Origin of the sequence: Saccharothrix syringae (assembly GCF_009498035.1) — a bacterium.
In the GTDB taxonomy this organism is placed as follows: domain Bacteria; phylum Actinomycetota; class Actinomycetes; order Mycobacteriales; family Pseudonocardiaceae; genus Actinosynnema; species Actinosynnema syringae.
Map to the genome: position 1 here is coordinate 2,120,606 of NZ_CP034550.1, position 16,920 is coordinate 2,137,525.

A 16,920-nucleotide genomic window follows, 5' to 3' on the forward strand; every position below is an offset into this window, starting at 1 on the left:
CCGCAGGTCACAGGTCATCGGTGAATGCGGGAGGAGTCCGGCTCAGACGGTCGGCACGGTCCCGCCGTCGATCACGTACTCGGCTCCCACGATCGCCGAGGCGCGGTCCGAGACCAGGAACCCGACCAGGTCCGCGATTTCCGCGGTGTTCGCGAACCGTCCCAGCGGTACTCCTCCCAGGGAGTCGTAGATGGTCTGCTTGGCTTCCTCACGTGTGAGTCCGTTGCCCTCGGCGATCCGGTCCACGAACCTCTCGTACGCCTCGGTCTCGATCCCGCCGGGGCTGATCGCGTTGACCCGTACGCCGCGCGGCGCGAGTTCGTTGGCAAGTCCCTTGCTGTACGTGCGCAGAGCGGCCTTCGCTGCCGCGTACGCCAGGGACGCGTCGTACTGGGGCAGTTCACGCTGGATCGAGGTGAAGTGCAGCACCACGCCCGCCCCGGACTCGATCATCGCCGGGAGAAGCGCTCGATCGAGCCGCACCGCTCCCAGGAAGTTGAGGTTCAGCTCCGTGAGCCACTGGTCATCGGTGATGACCGCGAATCCACCGGCCGGCGTCGACGCGCCTCCGACGACGTGCACCAGGATGTCCAGTGCGCCGCCGACCTCGGCGATTCGAGCGGCCACCGCGTTGGTGCCCTCGACCGTCGTCAGGTCCGCTTCGATGAATCGGTCTGGGTGCTCGTACCCGTCGGGCATCGTTCGCGCCGTCACGTAGACGTCGGCGCCCATCTCTCGCAGCCTCTGCGCGACGGCCTTGCCCGAGCCCTTCGAACCGCCCGTGACCAGCGCCCGGCGACCGTCGAGACGATCGCGGTCGGAACCAGACATCTTTCTCTCCGCTGAAGATCGGTGTGGCACGGGTTCGGTCAGGCGGTGTGGTTGGCGATGACGAGTTCGGCGACGAGGCCGCCCCGCAGTGCGAACCGGTAGTCGAGCTCGGCGACCCCACCCGGGAAGGTGCCTTCGAGCCGCACGGTCACCACCCAGTGGGCGTCATCGACGCGCCGAGCGCCGATCTGCTCGGTCGTGTACTCGAACTCGGACCCGGCGTCCCGCAGGAACGCGTGGACCGCTTCCCGGCCGCGGAAGGTCTCTTCCTGGTCCACGACCACGACGTCCTCGGTGAGGAACGACGAGGCGGTGTCGGCGTCGCGGGCGACGTGGGCGGCGAAGAACTCGCGCACGGTGGCCGGGAGCAGGTCGGACGGAAGATCGGTGTGCTGTGTCATGACCCCACCGTGTGGCCTCACGGCGCGAGAGGGTCAAGCCGTGGACTCTCCCCCGGGGAGAGGGTCCAGAATGCGGGGATGTTGACCATCGGAGAGTTCTCGCGGCTGACCCACCTGAGCGTGCGGACCCTTCGCCGGTACCACGAGGCGGCCCTGCTGGAACCCGCCGTGGTGGACGAGAGCACCGGCTACCGCTACTACGCCGTCGACCAGATCCCGACCGCGCAGGTCATCCACCGGCTCCGCGAACTCGACGTCCCCCTGGGCGATGTGCGGCGAATCCTCCGGACCCCCGACCCCGGTGTCCGGGCGGCCCTGGTCGCGGACCACCTGCAACGCCTGGAGGACGTGCTCGACCGCACCAGGACCGCGGTCGTGTCGCTGCGGCGCCTGCTCCGGCCCGACCCCGCGCCGATCGACGTCGAACTGCGCGCGGAGCCCGCCCGGACGGTCGCGGCGGTGGAGGCCGTGGTCGAGCACCACGAGGTCGCTGCCTGGTTCGCAGGCGCGATGGCAGAACTGGAGGCGGCCGTCGGCTCCGCCGTGACCGGACCGCCGGGCGGCTGCTACGACAACGCTCTCTTCGAACAGGAGCGCGGTCACGCGCTGGTCTACCTGCCGACCGCCGCGCCACCTCGCACCGGACGCGTGCACCCCGTAGTCCTCCCGGCCGCGGAACTGGCCGTCACCACTCACGTCGGCGAGCACAACGGCGTCGATGTCACGTACGGCGAACTCGGGACCTGGGTGGTGGAGAACGCGATGTCGGTGGCCGGACCGGTGCGGGAAGTCTACGCCGTCGGTCCTCGTGACTCGGGCGATCCCGCCGCGTGGCGCACCGAGATCGGCTGGCCGGTCTTTCGCGTCACCTGAAGCGGTCGGCAGAACGACGAGACAACCGCCTTGATCGGGGAACCAACGCCGAGGTGGGCTTCGAGTCATGTTAAAAGGCCAGTGGCGGCGGCATTTCGTCGGTCGGTTAGTGATCTGGGTACGTGCCGCCGCCCTGGCCGGACCTCGCGGAGGGCGCCACCCCACAACGCAATGCCCCTGGGTGCAGGGCGAATAGGCCGCCGCCGACCGCGATGCTCGCGGCGGTCCTGACCGCATCCAGTTGTGCGCCGGCCTTCTTGTCCGCGTCGGCCAAGGTGGCACCGTCCACTGCGCCCGAGTCCTCCGCGAGGTGGCGGGCGGCGACGGCTTGGGCTTGGCGAGGTCATCGGTCGTAGAAGAATCATCGTGTCGAGCGCGAAAAGCGTATCCGCCGCGGCCTTGGCTCGTTCACGCCGAACGCGTGGTACATCGTCATCAATCGTGGCAGCAGCTACCACCTCGGCGCCCTGCTGGCCCGCATCGAACTCCGGACGGCGCTGGATAGGTTCACCAGCCGCCTGCCCGTCCTATGCTCGGTCATCCCACCCGTGTGGCTCGTTGCGCGGGCGACGAGCCCACCGAACGTGTGATGGTCTATTCGGTGGCTTTGGGATGAGCACCTGCGTACTGCACCCACACGGTGTGCTTGTCGGCGTCGAGCAAGTACCAGATGCGGTCGCCGCCGGTGACCTCGATTTGCCAGCGGTGCAGGGTTTTCCCGTTGTGCGTGCCGTGGGCGAGGCTGCCTTTGAGTTGGTGGTGGCGGTTGGTCGGCTTGCCGGGCCCCGGGCCGGGGTTGCCGCGCATGGTCTCCCAGGCTTGGCGCAGGTTGCCCGAGGCTCGGGTTTCGAGGTCCTGCCAGCCCTTGACCGCCTCGGTGGTGCAGTAGCGGATGCGCCACTCGTCCCCGATGGTGGGCGGGGCGACCGGGTCGCCTTTCTTCGGGCTCACGCGGTGGCTGCCCCCGGTGCGGGGACGTCACCGAGGTCTTCGCCGTCCTGGCGGAGGATCGCGAGAAGTCGTGGGTCGGCGTGGACTTCGGCGGTGTGCTGCCACTGGGTGATGAGTTGGGTGACCGGGGCTGGGGTGCCCAGCGAGTCGGCGGCTTGCAGGGTGTCGACGAGTTCGACGACGAACGCCTGCATGTCCTCGCGCGGCAGGAACCGCACCCAGGGGAGGGCCGTGGGCATCACGTCGGTTACCAGGTCCCGGACGCTCTCGCTGTGCTGCATCAGCGCCACGAAGAGGGCGGTGGTGGTCGAGACGACCTCGCGGACCTCCCGTGCCCGGCTGGCCGTGGTGAGGACCAGGTCCTCCTCGTCGCCGCGGCGGTGCACGAGCAGTGTCCGGCTCGGCGACTCCTGGAGCTTGCGGACGGAGTCGGCCGGCTTGTTCGACAGATCGCTGAAGTTGATCTCCGACGCAGCGATGGACATAGTTGCAAGGTACCTTAAAACTCGTCGGCGTGCCAGGTCGTTGCGTCTGTGGCTGTCGAAGCGACCGTCACGGCTCTTGTCCGCGGCGATGTGGCCCTCGTTGATCGAGTTCGCTGGTGCGATGGCCGCTGGCACTGCGGCGCTGGCGGCGTTGGTGAAGGTCGGTCGCTCGATGAGCGCACGAGTGTTCGATGTCCGCACCGGTCGATATCAGCTCGCCGTGGGAGGGGGGTGGGAGGAAATTGGGAGAATTCAACTTGAATGAACTGGCGTGAGTTGCGCCGAAGTGCGTTCAACTGCATCTTCGCTACCTGTCGATTTGCTATTTCCGCAGATCGGGACAGGATTTGGGCAATTCTGGGGGATGAGTCTGTGCGACTTACCACGTGGATAAGTGGTCGTCTCTTCGGATTTGGCTGAGGTCGACCTGGGGAAGTGCGGTCGGATCGTATCGCGGTGCTGTCCGGGACGGCTGTTGGGGTGTTGGGCGACATCGCGCGACTGATTCCCTGCGTGCGCGAGGTCGAGGCGCGTTTGGCTTTGTCGGTGACAAGTGGGTCCTGGCCCGTCTGCGCTGCGGCGACACCTACACCCGTCGCGCCGCCGACTTCGGCATCGGTAACGCCACAGCTCACGATCCTGCCCTGGGGGTCCAGAGGGCAGGATCGCCGCAGCTCAGCAGTTCTGGAGCCCCGCAACCTGCACTACGGCAGCGACTGGTCCGCCATGCCGGTCGACGAGATCGCGCTGGCCGCCGAGGCGCTGGACACCGATCCGGCGCCGGACCACGCCCGACGGGCAGCGGTCAGCCACCACAACACGGCGATGCCTTCCCTCGACCGGCCTGACAGGAGGGCCGGTCGAGCCGGTGGCCGTGCCGACCCCACCCGGACCGCACAGCCCGAGCGCCGAGCGCGTCGCGCAGGCGACGCCATCCACGTGCCCACCGCCGGTCGGGCGCACGGCAGCCGATTGCGTCAGTTGATCTTGCACTGCACCACGTACTGGTCCTTGGCCTCCTGCTCCAGGTTCCACTCTTTCGGCGTCACGGAGTTCAGGATGAGCTTGTCGCCCGCCAGGTCCAGGGAACCCGCGGCGGTGTGGGCGCCGTCCGCCGTCATCTGGATCTTGTCACCGGTCTTCATCTCCACGGTGACGTACTTGCTGGTGCTGTTCCCGGGCTGGAGGGTGAACGTCGCGACCGACACGCCGTCGAGGAACAGCGCCCAGCTCTGGGTCGCGGTGCCGGACAGGTTGGTGAAGCCGAGCTTGAACTTCATCAGGATCTCCCTCGATCGATGGTCGTCGGTCCGGGCACCGCACGACGAACACGACCCGTCGACCACGTCGTGGCGGTGGGCCGTGTGCCGCAGCGCGACGGCGGCCGTGCGGTCGGACCGTGCGGGGAGCGGCGTGTCGGGCGGATGTCGCGAGCCGGGTGCGGTTCGGTCCGGACAGGACTCGGCGGCCCGCGCCCCGGCGCACCGCTTCCAGGGCACGTCGCCCGGTCCCGTGGCCGGGCGGTTCCTGTCGCCTCCTCCGGACCGAAACGGAGGTTATGAAAGACGCGGCGGCGCGACCACGTCCGGAAGGGCACCAATGCGGGCACTGCCGGCTTCACACCGCCGGTCGTAGGGGGTGTCGACGTCGGCAACATGGTCTGACCTGCGGTTAGGTGGCTGCGTGTTCGTACTCGTTGGTCAGGCCGCCGAGGACTGGTCGGCGGCGTATCGGCACGCGGCCCGGTTCTGCGGTCGGGTGGTCCGGTCGTGGTGGCGAGAGTCGCGGTGCTCGGTGTGGTCGGCGGTGGTTGCAGTGGGCCGCGTAGCGGTTCAGCACTGCTCGCAGGTGGTGTTCGTTGATGATGAGCAGTCGGTCGGTGACTTCTCGCCTGGTGGTTCCAACGAACGGCCGGTCCGGTCGCGGATCAGGAACCGCACGTGTCGGCCCTCGTCTTCGAAATCCATGACGAGGTTCCTGGCGGCTGGGGTGATCCAGGAGGTGGTCGGGTGCGCGGTGGCGCCGAGGATCCCGGTTCGGCGGTTGGCGTGTTCGACGACCGCGAATACGTACAGCCGGGTGCCGCTCAAGGTGGTGGTCTCGAAGAAGTCGCAGGCCGGCAGGGCGTCGGCCTGCGAGCTGAGGAAGGCCGGCCAAGTTGTCGAGGCGTGCTCATGTGTTGGGTCGATTCCGGCGTCCTTGAGGATCTGCCACACCGTGGACGCGGCGATCTTGATGCCGGGCGCGAGGAGGCGCCAGTGCAGGACCGTCTTCGGACGCGCCAACAGCCGAAGCTGACGAAGCGCCTATCGTCCTTGGCCCGGGCGCACATGGGCAGCAGGAACAGCGGCGAAGGCGTTGGCCACGGTCAAGTGGGCCGGCCGGACTTCTCCCGGCATGTCGGAACGGAACCATGATCACGAGTGCGGCTGGAACGGGGGAGTTGCCGCTGCCGTTGGTCGTGTCTTCAATCGGCCGACGGTGCCGGGGCGAACGGGACGGGTCAGCGGTCCACCGACCGCAGGTGCTGCCGCCACACCTGACGGGTGTCGCTGCTCGCGCACGTCACCTGCGTGAGCGCCGTGCCGGTCGGCTGGCCGCGCAGGCACTTGCCGCTGTTGACGTTGCGGAGCTGGACGTTGAACGACCCGTTCGGGTTCTCGCTGACCAGCGGCAGTTCCCACACCTGGTGCGCCGCGCCCGTGCAGGTGAGCTGCTGGGCGATCGCGCCGTCCACGAGCGAGCCGCCCTGGATCTGCATGCATTTGCCGCTGTGCATCGCGACCAGTAGGTACCCACCGGTTGTGGCTCGGGTCTGGAACCGCTGGTTGCCCGACCCGCTGGCAACCGGGTTCTTGCACCCGGCCTCCTGCAGGATCGCCCCGTCCGCGCTGGAGCCGCCCGCGACGTCCAGGCACAGGCCGGTGCCGCGGTCGGAGTACTGCAGCCACCAGTCCGACGCCCCGGCCTGGGGTGGAAGGACGAGGGACATGCCGAGAACGCAAACCGCGACGAGCAAGCGCGCGACCATGGCGACCACCACTCCCAGGCACGGGTGAAAGAGGAGAATCCCAAGAATATTGCGGAAACCGGTGTGCGACAGGCTGTCATCAGGTGGCTGTCACTGCGGCGAGCGGCGCAGCCGCCGCGTACCTCGCGGTCAGGAGCTTCTGCTGGTGGACTCCCAACGGCCATGGGGAGTTCGGGATTCCGCTGGTCCTGGGGCCGATCACCTGGTACTGGGATCGCGGGTCACGGCAAGCGGGCAGCTGTACCGGGCGGCGAGCACGGGCGTGTGGAGTGCCCAAAGTCGGCATCCCTGGTCTGATCTGCAAGCCGGCCGCCGCGGTGCCGAACTTGTCGATCGAACCGCGTCGGTGGGAGGTGTCATGGCCGCAGCGTTCTCGGTGCCGGCGGAAACTCCGGTCACTTGATCTGCGCGTCAAGTGCGCACACGTGTGCCTGACGGCGATGGGGCAGGTGGACCAGAACGTGCCGGGTGGCGAGTTCTTCGCCCAGGAGGCCGAGTTCCAGCGGCACGCGGCCTCCGGCGCTGCCCTGGACGACCCGGACCGGGCCTCCCCGCGGCTGAGGGTCGGTGACCGGGCCGTCAGCCGCGAGCGTTTCACCGTGGTTCAAGGTCGTTCGTCCAACTGACTGCCGGATTCGGGGTTAGCCGAAGACCACGGTCCAACCGGTCCCGTGGAAGTGGACGTGGGTGGTCCGGCAGTCGACGGTGTGAACCAGCCCGTCAATGAGTACAGACAAGCCTTGTGACCAGATGCGATGACTTTCCGGGCGGCACAGGATGACCCCGGCGTGCACGGGATCGAGCCGAGCACGGCTCCGTGGCCGGAACCCCGGTGCTGATGGCCGGCGGCACGACCATACCGATCTCCGAGGTCGGGATCGGGGACGAGGTCGAGGCCACCGACCCTGAGACGGGCGAGACCACGGACCGTGAGGCCGTCACCACCATCGTCCATGACGATGAAGGCGACATTACCAAGCTGACCGTCACCGGCCAGGACGGCACCACCGGCAAGGTCGACGCCACCTCCTGGCACCTGGTGCACGATTGTCGAGATGAGGTTTGGGAGCCGTTCCGCGGAGGCGTCGACCAAAGCTTCCAGGGACCTCTTCCGGCAGGTGCAGGGATTTCGCCGGGGTCATCTCCGGTGGAAGGTGGGTGTGCTCGTGGCAGGAACGTTCGACGTCGATGCGGGCGGCATGATTTCCAGGATCGGCAACTTCGCCGGCCATTGCCGTCCGACGGATCTTCCGGGTTCCGCTCCATTGTTGGACATCACGCGCAGTGCATTCCGGTGGCACGGTTGGAGCTTTGGAGACGGTGCTTGGGATTACTGTGCAGGGCTACCGGGTCGCTGAGATGGCGCATGTTCCCGTTGGGTTGGTCTTGTGGGGCTTGCTCCGGGTGGGCTCGGGTGGCGACGGATCTCGCGATATAGCGGTGGTGATGGGAGAACAGGTGTACCCCGGGCCAAGTGTGCTCCTGGCGCGTCTCGTGCGGGCGTGAGAAGATCGTCTTCTGCGGAGTGGGAAGTTTTCGACAGGTGAACTTTCCCCGATTCCTGCTGGGCAACCTCCGGGTGAGGGGTTCCTCCGTCGACTGGCGGAGCAGGTCGGGATGCAGGACCAGGATCTCTACCTCGTGGCAGGTATTCCCGTTCCGGACGACGCGTTGCGCTTCGACGAGGCGGCAGGCCGGGAACTTCCTGAACTGGTACGTCGCGCTCTGTCCCTGCCCGCTTCGGGTAGGCAGCGGTTGCGTGAACTCGCCCAGTCCTTGCCTCTGCTCCCGCGAGCCGCGTCCCCGGGGAATCTGCGCCCTTACGAGCAGTCCTCCCCGGGTTTCGGCTCTCTTCTCGTGAGGGTGCTCGCCCTCCGGAATCTGGGGTGGTCTTCGGCGGCCAAGGTCATGTACCTGATGTCCGGCGTCTACCCGTCAGCGGCGACGATCGGGGCAGTGGGACGCGGGGTGAAGAACCCGATGCCGAGCTTCTCGGCGGATTTTCTGCTGTTCTCGGCATTTCGGTCGAGGTTTTGGGGGGTCTGGTCGGGATGTCTGAACCGGTCGTGAGTGGCGAGCTTCCCGGGGAAACTTCCGACACGGCTGCGCTGCTCTGGGACGTTCGGCACCTGGCCGCAGCGCAGGTGCGTGAAGTTCGTCAGTTGGCGAAGGCATTGGGATGAATCATCGATGCTGATGTCGGGCGGGCGATGCCGTGTCGATTCGGGTGGATGTCGAGGTCGAGCGCAGGTGTGTTGAACGACCTGTCGTTGTAGGAAGCTGGTCGAGTGTTCGAACCGATGACGAGCTGAAGAGAGTTGCGGGACCCGTGGACCGGTGTGCGTCGCTGGTGGGTGAGATCAAGTCGGCGCTGGCGCGGAAGTGGCCTGGGCCGTTGGTGCGCCCTCGCGGGTACCTCCGCGCCCCGCGGGGGCGGTGCCTGGGGGCGACGCTGTCCGGGGCTCGTGTCGAGGTCTTCGAGGCGGTGCACGGCATTCGGTTGCCGCCGCCCTACCGGGCATTCCTGAGCTCGGTGGGGGACGGTGGGGTCGGGCCCGGGTACGGGCTTCAAGGGCTCAGCAGGTGGCGCAGCGTCGAGCTGCCGGGTGGTCTGGCCCGGGTCGAGTTGGGCGACGCGGCGGCCACGGGGCTGCGGGTGGTCGATGCGGGCGGGGTTGAGGCAACCGTCCTGTTGGTGACGGGGCCGCATTCGGGCCGGTTGGTGGACGTGGGGGCGGGTGTGTCCGCGCGCCTGCGGCCTGAGGAGGACTTCCTGTCCTGGTACGCCGCCTGGCTGGAGTCCGCCGATCTGCCGGGTGTCGCACCTCGCGGGGAGTCGGTGCTGGTCGAGGTGCTGTCCACCGCCGATGAGGCGGAGCGGATCCGCGCGGTGCACGAACTCGGGGCGCTCGACGCGCTCTCCGACGACACCGTCGGGTTGGTCGGATCACTGGCCTTGCGCGACCCGAGTTCGAGGGTTCGTTATCAGGCGGTCGAACTGCTCGGGGAGTTGGGAGACGAGGTGGTGGGCGTCCTGGTCGGAGCCGTTCGGGATGGGAAGCGCTCGGTCGGCCGCCGGGCGCTGGTCCACGTCATGCGCCTGGCCGGTGCCACGCCCGCCTGGCAGGAGGCCCTTGGCGCCATGCGCTCGACCGGCGACGACGTCGGTGTGCGGATCGCCGAGGATCTGGAAAGCCGTCGGCTCCTGGGTGCGGTGTTGCCGCCGGGTGGGGCGTGACGCTGATCGAACCGCTGCCGGGTGTTGTGGCGGGAAGGCGATGTTCACGCTCACAAGCTCGGTGTGGTGTGGTGGGGCTTATGCTCGTCCGAACGGGCGAAAATCGACGATGTCGTGAGGGTGACCAGGTTTGTCGAATCGCGATTCGACTGCGTGAAAGCGTTTGCTGCTCAAGTTAGCGCTAACAATTTTAGCATTGACGTCCGACTTCGGTTGTGGCTACGTTGCCCTCGGAACCCGTCCTTGACGACCTCGAACGCGTCGATCGGCCGCCACTTCGGCCGTCCACCGCGAACCCTGGATCACACCAGCTCGGAGGAAGCTCGATGGCGCTGCTCGGTGGTCGAGGTCGGCGGCGAGGGGCCCGCCTGCTGCGCTCTCCACTTCCGGGTCGGGCGGTGGGGGAACTGCGCCGGGTGGTGTCGGATTCCGGGTCGATCGCCGTTCTCGTCGGCGGCTGCGATCGCGGACAGCGCCGTTTGAAGCTTGCCCAACGTCCACAGACGAGGAGATGTCATGTCAGTGCAACGACGCAGCTTCATGACCAGGTTCAGAGCGGCCAACGTCGCCGCCGCGTCGGCGAGTGCCGTGGTGCTGGCTTCGGCGGCGGTCCTCGTGGCGATGCCGGCCGGTGCCGCAGCCGCGGGCTGTTCGGTGAACTACGCCGTGGCGTCGCAGTGGGAGGGTGGATTCGGCGCCAACGTGTCGATCACCAACCTGGGTGATCCGGTGTCCGAGTGGACGTTGACGTGGTCGTTCGGCGCCGGGCAGACGGTGACGCAGTCGTGGAACACGACGTTGACGCAGAGCGGTGCGGCGGTGACCGCGAAGAACGTCAGCTACAACGGGTCGATCGCCACCGGTGCCACGGTGTCGTTCGGGTTCAACGGTTCCTGGACGGGGAGCAACCCGAGTCCTGCCAGTTTCGCCCTGAACGGTGTGGTGTGCACCGGTGGCACGACTACGACGACCACCACGTCCAGCACCACTTCCACGACGACGACCACGTCGACGACCACCACCACGACGACCACCTCGCAGGGTGGTACGTGCTCGCTCCCGTCGCGCTACCGCTGGACGTCCACGGGGTCGTTGGCGAACCCGAGGTCGGGGTGGGTGTCGCTCAAGGACTTCACGCACGTGATGTACAACGGCAAGCACCTGGTCTACGCGACTACGCACGACACGGGGACGTCCTGGGGGTCGATGAACTTCGGGACCTTCACGAACTGGTCGGACATGGCCTCGGCCAGCCAGAACGCGATGAACTCGGGCACGGTGGCGCCGACGCTGCTCTACTTCGCCCCGAAGAACATCTGGGTGCTGGCCTACCAGTGGGGGCCGACCGCGTTCAGCTACCGCACGTCCAACGACCCGACCAACCCGAACGGGTGGTCGGCGGCGCAGCCGCTGTTCACCGGCAGCATCTCCGGTTCGGGCACCGGCCCGATCGACCAGACGCTGATCGGTGACGGCACGAACATGTACCTGTTCTTCGCCGGTGACAACGGCAAGATCTACCGGGCCAGCATGCCGATCGGGAACTTCCCGGGCAACTTCGGCTCGTCGTACACGACGATCATGAGCGACTCGACGAACAACCTGTTCGAGGCGGTCGAGGTCTACAAGGTCCAGGGCCAGAACCAGTACCTGATGATCGTCGAGGCGATCGGGGCCAACGGCCGCTACTTCCGGTCGTTCACCTCCAACAGCCTCAGCGGCTCGTGGACCCCGCAGGCCGCCACCGAGAGCAACCCGTTCGCGGGCAAGGCCAACAGCGGCGCCACCTGGACCAACGACATCAGCCACGGCGACCTGATCCGCACCAACCCCGACCAGACCAAGACCATCGACCCCTGCAACCTCCAGTTCCTCTACCAGGGGCGCAGCCCCAGCTCCGGCGGTGACTACGGCAAGCTGCCCTACCGACCGGGTGTGCTGACGCTCCAGCGCTGACCCCGAGGGGCAACCCCCGGCCCGGCCGCAGCCGCTTCGAGCGAGCTGCGGCCGGGTTTCTTCGTGTTGGGGTCCCGGCTCGCGTCGTGAGGGATGTGGATGTCCGTCTACCTGGTCTGATACACGGTTCCTGGCACGGGGTTCGGTGTGCGGACGTCGGGGCTGCGGGAGTCCTGGGCCGATCGAGTGGCTGTTGTTCCAGGAGACCCGGACGAAGGTGATCCTTGCTCCGAATCGGGTTTCACGGACTTCGAGAGGTTGGGACTCAATGTCGAGAACCGTTCAGCGGGTCGCGTCGGTGGTGTTCATGGTCCTGGCACTGGCCGGGGGCGGTGTGGTGGGCGCGCAGGCGTCGGCGGACTTGGTGGAGCGGGATTTGGTGACCCTGCCGGTGCCACCGCTCAAGCCCGCCGAGGGTGAGGTCGAGGCCGCGTCGGTCTTCTGCGTCTGGCGGTACTCGCCCGGCCGCAACTCCACCGTCTGGGCGGACTGCTACCAGATCGGCGGCGGCGCGTCCGGTTTCTCCGTGTCGGTGTCGTGCAGCGACGGCAGCGTCCACAGCAGCAAGGTGACCCGGTTCGGGACCTCCGCGGTGGCCTACTGCCCCGGGGCGACGACGATGCTCAGCTTCACCCTCCGGGCCCACTACTGACGGTCGCGGCGCCGGTGTCGGAAAGGCGTTTTCGGGCGTCCGCGCCGTGATGACAGGATCCGGGGCATGTTCTCCGGCGATTTCGAGGTGCACCTGACCGGCTCCGCGGAGGAGGCGGACGCCCTGGCCGCGTTCGCCTCCCGGAGGGGCGCGAAGTTCACCCACATCCTGCTCAACCGCGGCGACACCCCTTCCCAGCCGATGCTCACGGTGCGGGGCAGCGGCACGCTGGAGGACCTGCACCGCCTGGCCGAGGGGTGGCGGGCGGACCTGGCCGCGGCGGGGCTGCGGGTGGTCCGGGTCAAGATCGAGGCCGCCCCGTGGAACGAGGGGGTGCCCGCGTCCGACCTGGACGCCTCCGACGAGCTGTACTTCGAGCACCACGTGAAGGTGCTGCTGCCCTCCGACGACCGCGCCGCGGTCGACCGGTTGAGGTGGGCGATCGCCGACAACGGCGCGAACGTGTCGCGCAACGCCCGGCGGCGGCGCGGCCGGCACGAGGAGCGGTTCGTCACGCAGCGGTGCCGCGGGGTGGGTCGGGCCACTGCCCGCGCCCGGCTCGACGCGCTGCTGGCCGCGCTGCGCGACGGCGGGTATGAGGTGCTGGAGGTCGAGGAGGAGTACGTCGTCCACGACGACGCGCTGCACGTCGACAGCGGGTGGCTCGAAGCGAACCGGTGGGGCGATCGGCAGACCGTGCGCGACGACCTGCTCGGCAGCGCGACGTCCCGGGGCCGCGGTCTGCCGTCGACCTTCCGGCCGCTGGTGGCCGAGGGGCGCGACGTCCGGCAGCACCGGGTGTTCGACCCGGCGCTCAAGCACTTCGACCACGCCTTCCGGGCTGGTGAGCCGGTGTTCGGCGACCCGGCGGAAGGCTCCCGCTGGTCGGCCGCCCGACGGGCCGCGATGGCGCACGTGCTCGCGGTCCTGGCCGCCTCGCCGTGGGCGGGGAACCTGGTGCTGCGCGGCAGCGTCGCGCTGCGCGCCTGGCTCGGCGAACTCGCCCGCGAACCCGGCGACCTGGACTTCGTGGTGGTGCCGAAGACCTTCGCCCCGGACGGGCCGCAGGCGCGGGCGATGCTGGAGGGCCTGGTGGCCGCCGTCGCCGCCGATTCCGGTCCGGGCCTGCGCGCCGACCGGGTGGTGGCCGAGCACATCTGGACCTACGAGCGGGTGCCGGGCCGGCGGCTGGTGTTCCCGTTCGACGTCGACGGCCTGCCGCGGGGGGCGGTGCAGGTGGACCTGGTGTTCAACGAGGACCTGCCCGACGCGCCGGTCACCGTCGAGGTCCCGCCGCTGGGCACGCGGGTGCTCGCGGCGTCGCCCGCCCTGTCGCTGGCGTGGAAGCTCCAGTGGCTGGTGACCGACATGTACCCGCAGGGCAAGGACCTGTACGACGCCGTGCTGCTCGCCGAGCGCACCTCGACGTCGCTGGATCTCGTCCGTGAGCTGATCCGCCCCGAACTCGGTGCCGGGGCGGACGACTTCACCTGGGCGTCCGTGCTCGACCTCCACGTCGACTGGGAGAACTTCCGCGCCGAGCTGCCCGGCGTCGACGGCGACGCCGGGCCGTGGCTGCGCAGGCTCGCGGACGCGCTGGGCCGCTCGTGAGCCGGTGACGCGTCCGCGGTTGCTCAGAAGGAGCCGGCGATCGGCTGGTCGCCGACCTCGCCCCAGTTCTCGGCCATGACGGCGCCGTGGCGGTACCAGGTCTTGGTGCTGGGGCGGAAGACGCCGGGTTCGTCGGTGCCGTCGCCGTTCCAGTCGCCGGCGATGGGTTGGTCGCCTGGTTCGCCCCAGCCGGTGAGCATTGCGGCGCCGGGGCGGTACCAGGTTTTGGTCGATGGGCGGAACACGCCTGGTTCGTCGATACCGTCGCCGTTCCAGTCGCCTGCCAGGGCGATGTCGCCTTCGTCGCCCCACCCGGTGAGCAGGGTGGCGCCGTGGCGGTACCAGGTTTTGGTGGACGGGCGGAAGACGCCGGGTTCGTCGGTGCCGTCGCCGTTCCAGTCGCCGACGATGGGTTGGTCGCCTGGTTCACCCCAGCCGGTCAGCATTGCCGCGCCGACGCGGTACCAGGTCTTCGTGGACGGACGGAAGACGCCTGGTTCGTCGATACCGTCGCCGTTCCAGTCGCCCGCCAGGGCGATGTCGCCGGGTTCGCCCCATCCGGTGAGCATTGCGGCGCCGGGGCGGTACCAGGTCTTGGTGCTCGGGCGGAACAGCCCCGGGCCGTCCGGGCGGGTGCCGCAGTTGGCGCTGGTGACGTACCACGTGCCGTTGTTCGACTGGCCGTAGGTCACCCCGTTGAACACGGGGGCCACGCGTTCGTCGTTGGGGTAGCCCCACTCCGCCCGGCCGTCGCCGTTGCGGTCTACGGCCATCTCGAAGTGCAGGTGCGACACGCCGTTCGACGTCTCGCCGGTGTGCCCGACGCGGCCGATCGGCGTGCCCGCGGCCACCTGGGCGCCTACGCCGACCGCGCGGGACTGCAGGTGGATGTAGGTGGTGAACCAGCCGCCGCCGTGGTCGATCTGGATGATGTTCCCGGCTCCGGAGGGGTTGCTGTACGACTGGTTGACCCGTCCTGCTGCCGGTGCGATAAGGGGTTCGCCCTCCGTCGCCGAGGTCGGTACCCGGAAGATGTCCAGTGCGGGGGCGTGGCCGAAGGACTCCATCCGGATCTGGCGCCCGCACTGGAACGGGGCCTGGAAGGCGGGGCGTGCGGCGGCTTGGGCCGGTGGGCCGAGGGGTAACAGCACTACGGCGGCGATGACGGGTGTCAGCGCTCGCGACCACCTTGTGGTGCGGGGCGTGCTCGTCATGGCTGTCCTCCCGGGTCTGGGTACGTCGCGGTTGGCGAGCCTATTGGCAATGTTGGTTACCTGTTGACCTCCAATTGGGGGTGTTCGTGGGTTACTGACGAATCCTGGTCTCTGCCATGATCTGCGCTTCGCCCACTACCACGGGAGGCACCATGACCCGCACCAGCCGGAACACGCTCGGTACGGGGTTGTGGGTCGGGTGCACCGATGGGCGGGTGGTCCGGGCGGCCGCCGGTGGTGGGTTCGACTGGGCGTGCGTGGACGAGCAGCACGGTGGTGCCGCCGGTGGGCGGGAGAACACCGATCTGATCGCGGCCGTGCGTGCGGCGGGTGTGCCGGCTTTCGTCCGGGTGGCCTGGAACCGGCCCGAGCTGATCGGCAGGGCTTTGGACAGCGGGGCCGACGGGGTCATCGTGCCCATGGTCGACGGTGTCGAGCAGGCGCGGGCGGCTGCCGCGGCGGCGCGGTTCGCGCCGCGGGGTACCCGCAGTTTCGGGCCGATCCGGTCCGCCGACGCGGTGACGGTCCCGGTGCCGGAGCGGGCGAACGCGGATGTGCTGTGCCTGGTGATGGTCGAGACGGCGCGTGGTCTGGACGCGGTCGACGACATCGCGGCGGTGGACGGGGTGGACGGCATCTTCGTCGGTCCGTTCGACCTGTCGTTGGCGCTGGGGCTGGAGGTGGCCGAGTTGCTGGCCGATGGTGGTGAGGACGCCCCGCTTCGGCGGGTGGTTCGCGCCTGTCGGGCCAATGGCCTGGTGGCGGGTGCGTACGCGGGGGCGGTGGAACGCGTCGGGCCTCTTCGGGCGGCGGGGTTCACGATGATCGCCGCGGTCGACGACCTGGCGATGATCGCGCGGAGTGCGGGCGAAGCGGCTGCCGCGGCGAAGCTGCGCTGATCACGGCCGGCTGCGGCGACCCCGCTGGCGCCTGCTTCGTCGGGGCTGGGATTCGGCCGCGTGCGCCCGGGATTCCGCTCTGGGTTCACGTGGTGTTGCTGCTGGGGGCGGCCGTGGTGGTGGCCGGTGTGGTGGGTCTGCTGCTGTGGGGTGTGCTGGGAGGACCGGCCGTCGGGGTGCTCGGCGCGTCGACGGCGACGGAGTGGGAGGTCCGAGACCGGCTGGAGGCGGTGAAGGTCGTGCTGGCGGTCGTGGGCGGTGTCGGGGCGGTGGTGGCGTTGGCCGTGGCCTATCGGCGGCAGCGCCTCGACGAGGTGGAGGTCTACCGGGAGGACGCCAAGGTCCTGCTCGACAGCGATCCGCGCACCTGGCGCGGCCACGACTTCGACTTCACCGGCGCCGTCTTCGACGGTGGCGACTTCGTCGGTGCGACGTTCACCGGCACCGGTGTCGTCACCTTCGCCGGTGCCACGATCATCGGGCGGCTGTCGTTCGACGAAGCGACATTTGCTGGTGAGGCATTCGTCTCGTTCGACGGTGCCCGGTTCGTCGAGGGCGGGATCTCCTTTGAGAACGCCAGGTTCAGCGGGGGTGTCGTCGACCTGGAGAAGGTCGATCCGGCACGACCGCCCACGAGGCCCGAACCGTGGCCGTCGGGCACCCCGGCGCCCACCGGCCTGCGATTACCGCCGCCGCGAGTCGCACCGCAGTAGGGGTGAACCGCGTCCCCGCCCAGCGCAGGGGGAACGCGTCCGGTGTCGACGTGCGCGGCTGGGGC

At 68.8% G+C, this 16,920-nt stretch carries 17 protein-coding genes; 9 read left to right on the plus strand and 8 right to left on the minus strand.

Going from position 1 to position 16,920, the window contains the following annotated elements; all coding sequences use genetic code 11:
* Positions 1-42: 42 nt before the first annotated feature.
* The gene (locus EKG83_RS10055; protein WP_084717114.1) at positions 43-831 is read right to left on the minus strand and encodes an SDR family oxidoreductase; all 789 of its coding nucleotides are present in this window, start codon (positions 829-831) and stop codon (positions 43-45) included.
* A gap of 38 nt (positions 832-869) precedes the next feature.
* Complete coding sequence (locus EKG83_RS10060) at positions 870-1,232, minus strand: nuclear transport factor 2 family protein (RefSeq protein WP_033435196.1); 363 nt, start codon at positions 1,230-1,232, stop codon at positions 870-872.
* 78 nt (positions 1,233-1,310) lie between these two features.
* Between EKG83_RS10060 and EKG83_RS10065 the strand changes: the two genes are divergently transcribed.
* Complete coding sequence (locus EKG83_RS10065; RefSeq protein ID WP_033435195.1) at positions 1,311-2,105, plus strand: MerR family transcriptional regulator; 795 nt, start codon at positions 1,311-1,313, stop codon at positions 2,103-2,105.
* Between the two features lie 594 nt (positions 2,106-2,699).
* Here the strand turns inward: EKG83_RS10065 and EKG83_RS10070 are convergent.
* From EKG83_RS10070 to EKG83_RS10095, 5 genes are all read right to left on the minus strand, one after another.
* Positions 2,700-3,056 (minus strand): hypothetical protein, encoded by a 357-nt coding sequence (locus tag EKG83_RS10070; protein WP_033435193.1) that lies wholly within the window; start codon positions 3,054-3,056, stop codon positions 2,700-2,702.
* Positions 3,053-3,541: a hypothetical protein gene (locus tag EKG83_RS10075; protein WP_033435192.1), complete on the minus strand. Its 489-nt coding sequence runs from the start codon at positions 3,539-3,541 to the stop codon at positions 3,053-3,055. The genes EKG83_RS10070 and EKG83_RS10075 overlap by 4 nt, the downstream gene beginning before the upstream one ends.
* A 977-nt stretch (positions 3,542-4,518) precedes the next feature.
* The gene (locus EKG83_RS10085; protein WP_033435191.1) at positions 4,519-4,821 is read right to left on the minus strand and encodes a hypothetical protein; all 303 of its coding nucleotides are present in this window, start codon (positions 4,819-4,821) and stop codon (positions 4,519-4,521) included.
* Positions 4,822-5,373: 552 nt separating this feature from the next.
* On the minus strand, positions 5,374-5,826 hold the full coding sequence (locus tag EKG83_RS10090; protein WP_051766909.1) for a hypothetical protein: 453 nt from the start codon (positions 5,824-5,826) through the stop codon (positions 5,374-5,376).
* Between the two features lie 218 nt (positions 5,827-6,044).
* On the minus strand, positions 6,045-6,533 hold the full coding sequence (locus EKG83_RS10095) for an RICIN domain-containing protein (protein WP_033435190.1): 489 nt from the start codon (positions 6,531-6,533) through the stop codon (positions 6,045-6,047).
* A 479-nt stretch (positions 6,534-7,012) separates the two neighbouring features.
* Between EKG83_RS10095 and EKG83_RS10100 the strand changes: the two genes are divergently transcribed.
* From EKG83_RS10100 to EKG83_RS10125, 6 genes are all read left to right on the plus strand, one after another.
* Positions 7,013-7,198, plus strand: coding sequence for a hypothetical protein (locus EKG83_RS10100; protein WP_153277983.1), 186 nt, complete (start codon positions 7,013-7,015; stop codon positions 7,196-7,198).
* 1,260 nt (positions 7,199-8,458) lie between these two features.
* Positions 8,459-8,755, plus strand: a complete 297-nt coding sequence (locus EKG83_RS10105; protein ID WP_153277984.1) for a hypothetical protein — start codon at positions 8,459-8,461, stop codon at positions 8,753-8,755.
* A 302-nt stretch (positions 8,756-9,057) separates the two neighbouring features.
* Entirely contained in the window at positions 9,058-9,810 is a 753-nt protein-coding gene (locus EKG83_RS10110; RefSeq protein WP_153277985.1) for a HEAT repeat domain-containing protein, read from the plus strand.
* A 516-nt stretch (positions 9,811-10,326) separates the two neighbouring features.
* Entirely contained in the window at positions 10,327-11,766 is a 1,440-nt protein-coding gene (locus tag EKG83_RS10115) for a non-reducing end alpha-L-arabinofuranosidase family hydrolase (protein ID WP_228122552.1), read from the plus strand.
* Between the two features lie 268 nt (positions 11,767-12,034).
* On the plus strand, positions 12,035-12,418 hold the full coding sequence (locus EKG83_RS10120; protein WP_153277986.1) for a hypothetical protein: 384 nt from the start codon (positions 12,035-12,037) through the stop codon (positions 12,416-12,418).
* A 66-nt stretch (positions 12,419-12,484) separates the two neighbouring features.
* The gene (locus tag EKG83_RS10125) at positions 12,485-14,029 is read left to right on the plus strand and encodes a nucleotidyl transferase AbiEii/AbiGii toxin family protein (RefSeq protein ID WP_033435186.1); all 1,545 of its coding nucleotides are present in this window, start codon (positions 12,485-12,487) and stop codon (positions 14,027-14,029) included.
* A 23-nt stretch (positions 14,030-14,052) separates the two neighbouring features.
* Here EKG83_RS10125 and EKG83_RS10130 read toward each other — a convergent pair whose 3' ends face one another.
* The gene (locus tag EKG83_RS10130; RefSeq protein WP_170191960.1) at positions 14,053-15,180 is read right to left on the minus strand and encodes a M23 family metallopeptidase; all 1,128 of its coding nucleotides are present in this window, start codon (positions 15,178-15,180) and stop codon (positions 14,053-14,055) included.
* A gap of 215 nt (positions 15,181-15,395) precedes the next feature.
* Between EKG83_RS10130 and EKG83_RS10135 the strand changes: the two genes are divergently transcribed.
* Together EKG83_RS10135 and EKG83_RS10140 are read left to right on the plus strand one after the other, a co-directional pair.
* Positions 15,396-16,142: an HpcH/HpaI aldolase family protein gene (locus tag EKG83_RS10135; RefSeq protein ID WP_051766905.1), complete on the plus strand. Its 747-nt coding sequence runs from the start codon at positions 15,396-15,398 to the stop codon at positions 16,140-16,142.
* A gap of 92 nt (positions 16,143-16,234) precedes the next feature.
* Positions 16,235-16,855: a pentapeptide repeat-containing protein gene (locus EKG83_RS10140; protein ID WP_153277987.1), complete on the plus strand. Its 621-nt coding sequence runs from the start codon at positions 16,235-16,237 to the stop codon at positions 16,853-16,855.
* Positions 16,856-16,920: the final 65 nt, after the last annotated feature.

Coding starts and splice junctions, on each gene's coding strand:
- EKG83_RS10055 (WP_084717114.1), bottom strand. CDS start 831: ATGTCTGGTTCCGACCGCGATCGTCTCGACGGTCGCCGGGCGCTGGTC.
- EKG83_RS10060 (WP_033435196.1), bottom strand. CDS start 1,232: ATGACACAGCACACCGATCTTCCGTCCGACCTGCTCCCGGCCACCGTG.
- EKG83_RS10065 (WP_033435195.1), top strand. CDS start 1,311: ATGTTGACCATCGGAGAGTTCTCGCGGCTGACCCACCTGAGCGTGCGG.
- EKG83_RS10075 (WP_033435192.1), bottom strand. CDS start 3,541: ATGTCCATCGCTGCGTCGGAGATCAACTTCAGCGATCTGTCGAACAAG.
- EKG83_RS10085 (WP_033435191.1), bottom strand. CDS start 4,821: ATGAAGTTCAAGCTCGGCTTCACCAACCTGTCCGGCACCGCGACCCAG.
- EKG83_RS10095 (WP_033435190.1), bottom strand. CDS start 6,533: ATGTCCCTCGTCCTTCCACCCCAGGCCGGGGCGTCGGACTGGTGGCTG.
- EKG83_RS10100 (WP_153277983.1), top strand. CDS start 7,013: ATGGGGCAGGTGGACCAGAACGTGCCGGGTGGCGAGTTCTTCGCCCAG.
- EKG83_RS10115 (WP_228122552.1), top strand. CDS start 10,327: ATGTCAGTGCAACGACGCAGCTTCATGACCAGGTTCAGAGCGGCCAAC.
- EKG83_RS10120 (WP_153277986.1), top strand. CDS start 12,035: ATGTCGAGAACCGTTCAGCGGGTCGCGTCGGTGGTGTTCATGGTCCTG.
- EKG83_RS10125 (WP_033435186.1), top strand. CDS start 12,485: ATGTTCTCCGGCGATTTCGAGGTGCACCTGACCGGCTCCGCGGAGGAG.
- EKG83_RS10135 (WP_051766905.1), top strand. CDS start 15,396: ATGACCCGCACCAGCCGGAACACGCTCGGTACGGGGTTGTGGGTCGGG.